The sequence below is a fragment of the Vibrio sp. MEBiC08052 genome, from assembly GCF_001506075.1.
Lineage (GTDB): Bacteria > Pseudomonadota > Gammaproteobacteria > Enterobacterales > Vibrionaceae > Vibrio.
Map to the genome: position 1 here is coordinate 1,711,318 of NZ_KQ947475.1, position 11,900 is coordinate 1,723,217.

Sequence of the window (11,900 nt, forward strand, 5' to 3'; positions counted from 1 at the left end):
GGATGTGACGCCACTATTTCATGGCACAGCTTTTCATGGCAAAGCTTTGAGCGAATCCAATGCGGATATGATACATCCAGAAATGAATCGGTGCCAAACAAGATGCCTGGCACCGAGATAAAATAGATGAGGTTTAAGCGGATGCTGCGGTGGTTGATATTGCTGACAATTGATATTGTGACAACATCGTCTGTTGCTGATTTGCGATGTCAGAAACCTGCCCGGCACTACCGACGACTTCCTGTAAACTTAACGCCGTATGCTGTCCCTGTTCAGCAATTAACGCGATGGAATGATTCACCTCTGCCGTGGCTTTTTCTTGCTGTTCCGCCGCGACAGAGATCTGTTCAACACGCGTACAAATGCCTTGAACGGATAATTCAATCGAAGTGAATGACGACTTAACTTCTTCCCCTGACTGTAATGCCAGTGACATCTGCTCGCGTGAATCATTCACGGCCTGACGTGATCGATTTGCGGATGAAACCAACTCTGACATGAGTTGACGAATGTTGGTTGTCTGTTCAGATGTACCGCTTGCTAACTTTCTGACTTCATCGGCAACCACAGCGAACCCCCGGCCCTGTTCTCCCGCTCTCGCAGCTTCTATTGCAGCGTTTAAGGCAAGCAAATTGGTATTCTCAGCAATCCCGCTGATCAGATTGACCATGCCCTGAATCTGATCAACCCGCTCAACTAATTCATTCATTGCATCATCACTACTGTCCAGCCGTGCATTGAGAGATTTCAACGCATCCTGATTCTGAAGCAGCACTTCGAGTCCTTTCTGGGCATGAGCAACGGATAGTTGGCTTTCTTGATGAGTATCGCCGGTAATTGATGCAATTTCGCTAATCGAAGCTTCAATTTCAGTCATGGTGGTGCTCATTCCTGCCAGTGCTTCATTTTGGCGCGTCAAACGTCGCTGACTACTTTCTGAAGCTTGATGACTGATTTCAGAAGCCTGATAGAGTGATGAGGACGTTTCCGTGACTTGATTAAGTGAAAGACGGATGGCATCAATCACTTCATTCAGATTTCTGGCAACCTTTCTCAGTTCTGACGGGCCTGATTCAATCAAATTATCCGAGAAGTTTTTTTGTGCCAGAGAATGCAATTCTGTCAGAATATGACGCAGACTGTGCAGCACCCAGCGGCGTAGAAGAAACCAAACGATAACCAAAACAATAATCGCAATCACCATGAACCACATCTGAGCAGTGGTTGTCAGACTGAGCGTCTCTTTCACCAGAGACTGATTATTCTTAATCTGCTGACTGGCATCCTGTGAAATCTCATCCAGTTTCTGAATGGTTCCGGTTGCAATACCGATCGCTTGATTGAGTTGCTCATCTTGTTTGTGGATCAAGCCAATTTGTGCCAGCACCTGCTTGATGACACCGTGTTCAGCAAACCCTTTCTCCATGAGTTCGTAAGGGGCAGTCAGACTGGCAAATTCAGACACTTCGGGATACATTTCCCGAAAATCATCGAAAGCCAGTGACACTGCCGACTCACGGGTTCTCAGTGTCTTATAAAACTTTTGGGCAGCGGCTTCATCTTTCTCCATCATCAGCATCAAAAACAGACTTTCCATTTTTGCTGCATTGGCAACAAAACGATTTGCGGCATCCATTGCTTCCGGATTTTCAAAAGCCAGCATGTTGGCAATACGGTTCATTTCTGGTCCGATAGAACTCACGCCATAACGAAAAGTCTCAGCGGCATCTTTTAACTGCACTTGATCTTTTAGCTTCTCAGCTTGTATCGACATCAATGAACGGCTGAGAGAGACAAATGTGTCCACATCACGAATAATCGTATCGACCTGTTCTTTAGTGAGACTGCTCTGCTGAATCGTATCCTCCTCCTCCTCTTGCTTGAGCTGTTCTAACAAGCTTTGCGTTGCATTGATTTTTTGAACAATACCAGCACGAATTTGGGTGAGTTGATCTTGTTGTACGGTTCGAATACCGGCACTCATCAGCTTGGTATTCTCTAGAATAGCTTGCACAAGCCGCGCATTGGTAATTGCCAGAGGGAATGCCCGGTTGGATAAATGATCAAACTGCCCGGCAACAGAATGGAGCCCGCGGAGTCCTTGGTAGGAAAGCAGCACAACAAACAGAATGAAAGCAACGAAACAAGCACTAATAATTCTGATCAGGGAAGATGAGGAAAAAAATTTGAAAATATGTAGCATCTGAGTTGGTCATCTGGTGAATACCTGTCGTTGATGCTAAGAATAAAAAATTTCAGTCGTGTAACAGTTATATGACAAATTTATGACAGTGATAATTATATCACTAAAATCTAACATTAAAGCTGATTATTCTTCATACTCAATCATACTTTGCAACAGCTGTATCAAACAGGTTCTTCATTAACGAGATAAACTCATCCAGAAAACTAATCTGCTCATTGGTTGCTTTTTTCTTCCAGCATCCAGCCAGCACTTCTTCCAAATCTTCGGCAACCATATCTGCTTCCTTCAGGAGTTGAAAGCGGACAGTTGAGTGAAGCTCAGGATTCTGTTCGAAAATATCCATAATATTACTTGCAACTAGATCCGTGACAACGTCTTCAACACTCTCCTGACCTATATCGCCTTCGTGCATGAACACGTCGAGATTTAATGAGAGATGCTCGATCAATGCCAGATAGCCTTCGGTTTCTACAACCACTTTTGTACTCCACGATGATTCATGTCTAAGCCAGCGATACTTCTATTTTAATTATAGAACGTAATTTTTACAGTAGTGCTGCTCAGAAAATTATTGTTTTTGAACGTTTAGCACAGTCTATAGACAATTTGTAACGAATTTCAAGAACTGAATGTTCAAATCGGAACAGTAGAATATGCATTAAATCACACTATTAGGGGGATGTATCCTATCCAAGTCACTATTAATTATAAAGAATAGGAAAAATGATTGACTCTCACCTAGACTTACGAAGGCGTGATTGCGAGGTAATCGTTATGTGGCAAGGTATCTTAGAACAACTATCACTTACATTAGGCAGAGAGTTTCAAATTCACGAAAGACAAAGAATTCATGGCAGTGATATCAATGCCTGCTATGTCATTGGTGACGGGCACGAAAAGTATTTTGTCAAAGTCATGGAGAAAGAAGGACTCTCACAATTGATTTGCGAACAAGATAACCTCAAGGTTCTTGCGCGTAGTCATAGTGTTCATCTTCCTAAAGTACGATTAGTCGGCAGTTCAAAGACTCATGCTTTTCTTGTGCTGGATTATATCAATTTAAGACCGTTGGAGAGCGGAGAACGCAGCTACCTTTTCGGTGAACAGTTAGCACGTCTCCATCAATGGGAAGAACAAAAAGAATATGGTTTTGATCAAGATAACTATATTGGTGTAACCATCCAGCCCAATTCATGGAACAAAAAATGGCATCGCTTTTTTGCTGAACAGCGAATCGGCTGGCAATTGCAACTGCTTTATGAAAAAGGAATCGTATTTGTTGATATCGACAAATTTGTCGAACTCATCGCCCAACGACTTGGGTCTCATCAACCTAATCCCTCATTACTCCATGGGGATTTATGGCATGGCAATGTGGCTGACAACGGACACGCCCCCTTTTGTTTTGACCCAGCCAGTTATTGGGGAGATCGGGAATGTGATATTGCCATGACAGAACTGTTCGGAGGATTCGAACCTGAATTCTATCAAGGTTATGAAAGTATTTTTCCGTTAGATCTGGCTTACCAAGAACGTAAGCATATTTATAATCTCTATCACATTCTCAACCACTGTAACTGCTTTGGCGGCCATTATCTCGATGATGCCCAACAACTGATTCGCTATGTTTTAGAAGAGTTATAATTTGGGAATAGTCATCATCACCGGGCAAAAAAACATGCCGGAAATAATGACCTGATCGGTCTTTCTTGGTGCACAGTTTCGACGGAGTCGATCATCGTCTGTGTTCATTCAACATGCATTTACTCACCAACCGTCAAGCAATCCTGAAACTATAAGCAAGGCGTGCTCTGTTACTTCAGGAACCGACACCAACTTATTTTTGTGTATAGGCCATTCGTCATGAGAGAAGACGCTAGGAATTAAGTGACAACTGGTTCAAAATACTGACAACGACACTGTCACATGGGTATAACAGGAGAAACACCAATGTTCACAGGTATCATTCAGTCTGTCGGTCTTATCTCATCAATCAGTGACCACAAAGGCATAAGAACGTTTAACATTGAGTTTAAACCTGGTTTCTGCAATAACCTGGAAATTGGTGCGAGCGTTGCGGTTGATGGGGTTTGCTTAACGGTTACTGAGATAGTTACGACCACAAAAGTGAAGTTTGACGTCATGCTGAAAAGTCTGGAGATTACCACGTTGAGCGAATACGAGCAGAACCAAAGAGTCAATGTAGAACGCGCCGCAAAAGATGGGGCCGAAATTGGCGGGCATCCACTCTCGGGACACATTGATTTCAAGACGTCAGTTCTTGACGTGCAACAAATCGATGATAACTATCGTGTCCGTATTTCAGTACCACGCGAATGGGGTAAGTACATCTTCCCCAAAGGTTATATTGCCTTGAATGGTGCGAGTTTGACTGTTTCGGACGTAAATAAAAATGAAGGCTGGTTTGATGTTTGGCTGATCCCAGAAACCCGAAGAATGACGACTTTCGAAGAAAAGCAGAGCGGTTCAAATATCAATGTAGAAATTGAGCGAGGTACACAAGTAGTTGTAGATACGGTACGCGATGCCATTGATGAGAAAATGGGCGCTTTAATGCCATTATTCGAGCAGTTCTTAGCCGCAAATAACACCGATATTGAGTCTATCGGTCAAGCTGCTCAAAAAGCACTCTCCAAATCTGACCACTCATAATTGGTAGTATCATGAGCTAGGGTAGCCGACCCTAGCTTCAGTCAAGCTGCTCATAATGCAATCAAATGAATATAAAGGCTATTTTTTCGTTCTATTCGAACAACTTTTGCGATACTTTGAATGATTCCTGTAAACATTATTGCTGCCTCCTTAGTATGACAGTGATAGAATATATTCAGACGACACTCATATGACGCTCATATAATAGTTTCATTGAATATTGTCAGTGCAGGGATATGCAAAATGAGATGACTCGGGTTCATCCATATCATCTCAAGCAGGGCTCAAGCTATCGGGCTGCAGTTATATACCCAATGAGGTGTCAGAGATCAGATACGATCTCTTGTCAGAGCATAAGGGTATATATAAATAGCAGTAAATTATGTTTTATTTTTTGTCTCATTGGGTAAATTTGTGCACCTCTATAAAGTAGAAACAAAAAAATTATTTAACCTTGCTGTTCCTGTGTTGATCGCCTCAGTGGCGCAAACGGGGATGGGGTTTGTTGACACCGTCATGGCAGGTGGTGCCAGTGCTGTCGATATGGCCGCGGTGGCCGTCGCAGGCAGTATATGGATGCCAACCATTCTTTTCGGCATGGGAATTCTGATGGCTTTAGTGCCTGTGATTGCTCAGTTAAATGGTGCAGGAAAGCAGAACCACATTCCGAATGAAGTTCAGCAAGGCATTTATACTGCCCTTTTGCTCACCATCCCGACCATTCTGATTTTATTCCAGACCAATCAAATTATGGCCTGGATGGATATAGATGCCCCTCTGGCAGCCAAGACTAGCCACTACATGTATGCCATGATGTTTGGTGCGCCAGCATTTTTGCTCTTTCAGGCACTGAGAAACTTCACGGATGGAATGTCGATGACCAAACCTGCGATGGTGATTGGTTTCCTCGGCTTACTGGTCAATATTCCGCTGAACTGGATCTTCGTCTACGGTAAGTTCGGGGCACCGGCATTGGGCGGTGTCGGGTGTGGGGTCGCAACAGCAATTGTCTATTGGCTGATGTTCTCGATGCTATGTTTTTATATCATCACTTCAAAACGACTGGAGCCGATATCCCCCTTCAAGTCACTTTCTCATATCAATAAGAAAGAACAGATTCGGATTTTCAGTTTAGGCCTTCCTGTCTCGGCAGCGATTTTCTTTGAAGTATCACTCTTTGCGGTGGTTGCGCTGCTTGTTGCCAAATTCGGCGCGACCGTTGTGGCAGCCCACCAAATTGCCGTGAACTTCTCATCCATGATATTTATGCTCCCGATGAGTATCGGTGCTGCGGTCAGTATCCGGGTCGGCCATACTCTGGGAGAAGATGACTTTGAAGGATCAATCATCGCCTCAAAAGTCGGGATCGGCTTAGGTCTTAGTACCGCAGTCATCACAGCAACGTTGACCGTCGTGTTCCGAGAGCAACTGGCTTGGATGTATACAGACAACCTTGAAGTCATTGCTTTGGCGGCTCACCTACTGTTTATCGCGGCGATTTATCAATGCACCGATTCGATTCAGGTTGTCTCTGCCGGTGCTTTGCGAGGCTATAAAGACATGAAGGCCCTTTTCTACATTACCTTTATTGCTTATTGGTTATTCGGACTGCCTTTCGGTTGTATTCTGGCTCTGACGAACTGGATTGTGGAACCGATGGGCGTTGCCGGATTCTGGGTCGGATTTATTATTGGTCTCTCTTCAGCGGCACTGATGTTAGGGAGTCGGCTCGGATGGATCTTCAAACAACATGCGATTCCTAAATTGAATGTGGCTTCATCATAATGCGATAACTACAAGATTATTTTAACCGGGGGATGCAACGCATCCCCGTTATTTTTGGTCCCCTCTGCCTCTGAACTCACAATCATCATCAGAAAAACCATTGAAAAATTTTGATTCAAAGTAGCCGTTCACGGAGAAATCGAGCAAAGCGAGGCTTTCCTTTTGCGGTTATCCGGTCATAACGATAAGTAATCCAGCTCCCGATCGTCGGAGGTGATGTTCTCTGCTGATCAGTCAAACCACTACCAATATAAAACTCTATTCCACGGCGATCTCGTACCAGGAGTGCCCCGACCTGATTCTGATATTTCCCTTTTCCTTTTTTATAACCAATCACCTGAGCTTCATCATCCAGATAGGGTTTCATCTTAAGCAACGTTTCACTACGCCCGGAATGATAAACAGCATTCCAGTCACGTAACATAATCCCTTCGCCATTGGCTTGAATGATGCGCTGCATAAATTTGTCCAGCGCCTTTTGCGATGTCAAAGCAAATTGCTGAATCAGACGAATATTGGAAATATCGGGCCGGCTGAGTAACCATGATTCTATTTTCTGATAGCGTTGATGATAAGGGCCGATACCGAAAGGGATATCGAACAACATGAATGACACCTGTTGCCAGCTTTTCGGATCAGGATGCTGATCCAAAATCGTCTGCTGAACTAAATGAAACTGCCCTCTGCCAGCCCAGAGTTCACCCTCAACCGGAAACGGCGGCAACTGGCGTAAAAACCACTGTGGGGCATGAATCTGCGTACCATTTCGAGTTCGTAACTGCTTGCCGTCCCAAACCCCGCGAATACCATCCAGTTTTTCACTGACTCGATAATGGCTGAATTCAAGTTCATCACGGTTGGGTGTGTAGGTATTGGCCAACATGACTTGTTCAGGAAATTCATCATGTAATCCAGCGTTAGCTCCTTGTGCCAGAATCAGGAGCGAAAGAAGGGTCATTTTTATCTTCACAGTAGCAATATCCTGTTATCGGTTGATCTGCCGATAACATGACTGAGCGTAATAGAGACGTCATCTCATCTCTGGCTTCTATTCGAGGGAGTCTTAGATTTCCCATTCATCAGTGACATGACGACTCATCAATGTTGTGATATGGCTCGAAGTGTGTAGTTAAGACTCTCTGTTTTTTCGATATTCATGCAACTGGGTCAGGTACTTAATCCAACTTTTAGCCTCGTGGGACGGTTGAAGGCTATCGGCCTTCTTCGCCTGACTGAGTGCCTGCTCAAATTGATTGAGCTTGTAGAGTGCTTGCGTCCGTAGCAATGCAATATCTGCGGCTTGAGCGTGCCCTTGCAATAAGGCCAATGCGTCAAGCGACTCCTGATAATTTCCTTGCTGTAATTGTAAGCGGGCAACGTTCCGGTAATATTTTTTATCGTGTTGGGCTGCGAGCTGCCAGTTTTCAATGGCTTTATCCCACTCTTTTGCCTGCTGCCAGTAGTAAGCCGTTTGGGTGAGTTCTTCAAGTGTCGGTGAGGATTGCCCAGCCAACTCAGCCATCACCCGGGCCGCTCTTTCAGGAATGCCGTTTTGGGCATAAAGACTCGCGAGCAATTTCAGATTCTGTTCCGAAAGTTTCACGCCTTTCAGTCGTGCCAATTCTAATGAAGCAAGCGCTGAGCGGAACTGTTTGGTTTTGAGCTCCATATTCACCAATTGCAACCACCAGTTACGCTGCTCAGGTTCAAGCGCCAGCAACCGCTTAATGGTTGGAATTGCAGCTTTGTACCGAGTCAGCTGGATTTGTGCCCCCAACTGAATTGAGAGTGGCGTCACCGCATCTGGCAGTTGGAAATCTTCATACCGGGAGATCGCATCCAATACTTGTTGCCACTGAGATAACAGATAATGAATCTGTCCGATTCGCAACCAGAGTTGGGACAGATCTTTTTTCGGTGGTGCGTTGTCTGCCAACTGCCGATAATAGGTTACTGCTTCTTGATACTGATGATCATTCGCCAACAGATCTGCCAGCATCCGCTTGGCTGACCAGCTCAGTTCATCTTTGAGCTGGTTTGATGTGACCGCGTAACGTGCTTGCTCAATCGCAGGTTTACTTTGGCCATTTTGCCAGTAGTAATTGGCTAAAAGTAAAGCGATATAAGCCTTGTCTTGTGGTTTCGCCGCGGTGACTGCACGCAAGGTCTGAATCGCCTGTTCCAATTGCTGTTGCTCGACCTGTTTTTGAGCTTGCATCACTTGGGCTGCGACATGACGACTCAGTTCCACCGCAGAGACAGCGCTCGCATAGAGCCATAACAAACCGATAAAAATATATTTCATCTTCATTTATCCATCTCAAACTTGATGACCTGAGTCATTCCCACCTGTTTCTCTGCCTTACCGTTGACAACCCGGGGCTGAAACTTCCACTGGCTGATCGCCCGTCTGGCTGACCGATCAAAAATCCGTTTAGGCTGGCTGTCGATCACTTGAATATTGACTGCCCGTCCGGTCTCATCAATATCGAACTGTAATGTCACAGAACCCTCTATCTCCCGCCGCATCGCTTTCGGCGGATAATCAGGCTTCACCTGATAAAGAGGAATGGCCTGCTGGCTGCTGCCTATTGCATTGATATCGAGCGTAGGCGCCTGAATCGCCACGCCGTCCAAACCCGCAGATAATCCCAACTCAGGGACAGACGCCATCGTCGGAGCATGATTGACCGACGACTGTTGCTGAGCGGCAGTCATCATTTTCGGTGCTTCAGGCGGCTTTGGTTTTTCCGGCACCGTTCTCTGACGGCGCTGCACCGCATCATCCGGTTCGGTCATCAGCATATTAAACTGCAAAGCACTCTGCTCTTCAGGTCTCTGATGCGAGCCGTTATCCACCATCCAAGCCATAAAGCTAAACAGACCGACAGAAAAAACAATCGCGACCGGCAGAGCAAATAACCAGCGCATCATTACCGTTTCTCCGCCGCCAATGCAATTTGTTTCACGCCGGCACTCTTGGCTGCATCCATCACTTGGACGACCGTCCCGTTATAAGCGTGCTCATCGGCTTGGATCACCAAAGAAGCATCGGGTTTGTCCATTAGCATCTGTTCCAGAGTTGCCTGTACCCGCTCGACATCAACACGCCGCTTATCAATATAAATATCATTGGCAGACGTTATCGCCACAAATACACCGGCCTGTTTCTGGCTCACTGCATGTGCCGCCTTCGGCCGGTTGACTTCAACACCGGATTCACGCACAAAGGAACTGGTCACAATGAAAAAGATCAGCATGATAAATACGATATCCAACATCGAGGTCAGATCGACCTGCGCTTCATCCTGCTTTACTGAGCGTCTTCCCAGTCTCATAAACGACTCCTCAGTGATTTTTCGAGTTTCATTTCGAGCCACTGACATTTTTTATACAGTCGGGCATAGATAAACATACCCACCAGCGCGGCAACCATACCCGCCATAGTCGGCAGGGTGGCCAGAGAAATTCCCGAGGCCATCAGTTTCGGATTACTGCTGCCTTGATTCGCCATCACATCGAAGACGGAAATCATCCCCGTCACCGTCCCGAGCAACCCTAACATCGGACAAATACTCACCAACACTTTGATAAAATTCAGATTCTGATGAAGCGCGTTGTGAGCCTGCCCCAGCCAACCTTCACGGATTGATCGGGCATACCACGAGGATTGATCATCTCGCTCAGTCCATGCCTGAATCCAGCGCTGTTTTTGTTTGGGAAAATGAAAAAACAGATAGATCAAACGCTCAATCACCAGTAACCAGTTCAAACAAACAACCGCTGCCAGCCACCATAACACCGTGCCGCCCTGAGCCATAAAATGGCTTAGCGGCAACAGTAACTGGTGAAATGGCATGAAAAAACTTTCCATCACGCAGCTTGCTCCACATCATCTTTCGCGGCTTGATCGTTTTCTGCTTGTGCGGCCACTAAGCCAATTCCCTGTTTTTCAAGGATGGTACGAATACTTTCAGCCTGAGAAGAAAGAATGTTGTGTGCCAGTAACATCGGCATTGCAGCAACCAGCCCCAGCACCGTGGTAATCAACGCCATTGAAATGCCGCCGGCCATCACTTTCGGATCACCGTTCCCGAACTGCGTAATGACCTGAAATGTTTCAATCATCCCTGTCACGGTCCCGAGTAACCCGAGCATCGGTGCTAACGCGGCAAGGAGTTTGAGCATCGACAATCCTTTTTCGAGATGGCTTTGTTCATCAACTACAACTTCCAGCAGACGAAGTTCCAACGCTTCAACACTCCGGTGTTTTTCTTTGTCATAAACACTCAGCACCCGGCCTAACGGATTATCGCCGTGTCGCTCCGGCGTTTTCAGTTGCGCTTTAATTTTTTGTTTAATCACAGCCAGTGAAATGCCGCGGAAGAGGCCGATAATAAGACCAATGGCAAGCAGACCGAGAATGATATTCCCGACAACGCCGCCCGCTTTTAGCCGATCCAACATGGTCGGAGCATTAGCAAGCTGAGCCAGTAAGGTTCCTTTTGACGGATCAACAATCAGCGGCTGGGTCTGACCGGCCAGTAATGGTGCAATACTGCCCAGCGTCGGTCCGTCATCAGGTTGCTTGAGATAAGGAATCGCCACCTGTTTGTTATGATCCCAGTTCATATAACCTTGATCGGTAATCAAACCAAATGAACCGAGACGAGCAGCTGCTTCAGTTTTTTTGATTCCCGCTTCATCGACGTAAGGAATATTCACAGATGCGACTTCACCACTCGCACGGATTTGCTCATTCATACTCTGCCACAGCCCATTAAGCTGCTTGAGTGATGGCAGAGATTTCGCGGCCACAATGTCATCGACAACCGGTGTATATGTCTGTCGGTCAATCTGAGTAATCGAATGGGACAAATCTGATTTGAGGGTTTTGGCGTTTTGCCGCACCACACCGAAGATTTCACCCAGAGAGCCGGTTTCAAGCCGGAGCTTTTCTTCCTGTTTCGCCAAAGCGCTTTCATTCTTACTGAATTGGGATGTCAGTGAGTCAATCTCTTTTTGCAAGGCGGCTTTGTTTTTTTGCAAGCGTTCCGCTTCTTCACGTAACGTTTGCTCAGTTTGTTGAAACGCCCCTTCTCTCTCACGATTATGTTGCCGTTCCTGTTGTTGTGCGGCTTGTGCCTGATTGACCAATGGCTTTTGGTTCGTATCAGCCAAGGTCGGCGTCGTCAGGCCCAATAAACAAAGGCTGAGGCATACTTTCAATTTCATC

11 protein-coding genes are annotated in these 11,900 nt (G+C 45.9%); 3 read left to right on the forward strand and 8 right to left on the reverse strand.

Annotation, left to right across the window (positions count from 1 at the left end; all coding sequences use genetic code 11):
• Positions 1-133: 133 nt before the first annotated feature.
• Positions 134-2,203, reverse strand: a complete 2,070-nt coding sequence (locus VRK_RS07510; protein WP_059120796.1) for a methyl-accepting chemotaxis protein — start codon at positions 2,201-2,203, stop codon at positions 134-136.
• 139 nt (positions 2,204-2,342) lie between these two features.
• Entirely contained in the window at positions 2,343-2,684 is a 342-nt protein-coding gene (locus VRK_RS07515) for a DUF3802 family protein (protein WP_059120797.1), read from the reverse strand.
• Between the two features lie 296 nt (positions 2,685-2,980).
• On the opposite strand from VRK_RS07515, the gene VRK_RS07520 reads away from it, so the two are divergent.
• From VRK_RS07520 to VRK_RS07530, 3 genes are all read left to right on the forward strand, one after another.
• Positions 2,981-3,850, forward strand: a complete 870-nt coding sequence (locus tag VRK_RS07520; RefSeq protein WP_059120798.1) for a fructosamine kinase family protein — start codon at positions 2,981-2,983, stop codon at positions 3,848-3,850.
• A 306-nt stretch (positions 3,851-4,156) separates the two neighbouring features.
• Positions 4,157-4,879: a riboflavin synthase gene (locus VRK_RS07525; RefSeq protein WP_059120799.1), complete on the forward strand. Its 723-nt coding sequence runs from the start codon at positions 4,157-4,159 to the stop codon at positions 4,877-4,879.
• A 414-nt stretch (positions 4,880-5,293) separates the two neighbouring features.
• Positions 5,294-6,664: an MATE family efflux transporter gene (locus tag VRK_RS07530; RefSeq protein WP_059120800.1), complete on the forward strand. Its 1,371-nt coding sequence runs from the start codon at positions 5,294-5,296 to the stop codon at positions 6,662-6,664.
• A gap of 115 nt (positions 6,665-6,779) precedes the next feature.
• On the opposite strand, the gene VRK_RS07535 is transcribed toward VRK_RS07530, so the two are convergent.
• From VRK_RS07535 to VRK_RS07560, 6 genes are all read right to left on the reverse strand, one after another.
• The gene (locus VRK_RS07535) at positions 6,780-7,622 is read right to left on the reverse strand and encodes a DNA ligase (RefSeq protein WP_059120801.1); all 843 of its coding nucleotides are present in this window, start codon (positions 7,620-7,622) and stop codon (positions 6,780-6,782) included.
• Between the two features lie 171 nt (positions 7,623-7,793).
• On the reverse strand, positions 7,794-8,969 hold the full coding sequence (locus tag VRK_RS07540; protein ID WP_231735751.1) for a tetratricopeptide repeat protein: 1,176 nt from the start codon (positions 8,967-8,969) through the stop codon (positions 7,794-7,796).
• A 2-nt stretch (positions 8,970-8,971) separates the two neighbouring features.
• Positions 8,972-9,598, reverse strand: a complete 627-nt coding sequence (locus tag VRK_RS07545; RefSeq protein ID WP_059120803.1) for an energy transducer TonB — start codon at positions 9,596-9,598, stop codon at positions 8,972-8,974.
• A complete protein-coding gene (locus VRK_RS07550; protein ID WP_059120804.1) occupies positions 9,598-10,002 on the reverse strand; it encodes an ExbD/TolR family protein in 405 nt (134 codons plus the stop codon). The genes VRK_RS07545 and VRK_RS07550 overlap by 1 nt, the downstream gene beginning before the upstream one ends.
• On the reverse strand, positions 9,999-10,538 hold the full coding sequence (locus VRK_RS07555; protein WP_059120805.1) for a MotA/TolQ/ExbB proton channel family protein: 540 nt from the start codon (positions 10,536-10,538) through the stop codon (positions 9,999-10,001). The genes VRK_RS07550 and VRK_RS07555 overlap by 4 nt, the downstream gene beginning before the upstream one ends.
• Positions 10,538-11,899, reverse strand: a complete 1,362-nt coding sequence (locus VRK_RS07560) for a MotA/TolQ/ExbB proton channel family protein (protein ID WP_059120806.1) — start codon at positions 11,897-11,899, stop codon at positions 10,538-10,540. Before VRK_RS07560 ends, VRK_RS07555 begins: the two co-directional genes overlap by 1 nt.
• Between the last annotated feature and the right edge of the window lies 1 nt (position 11,900).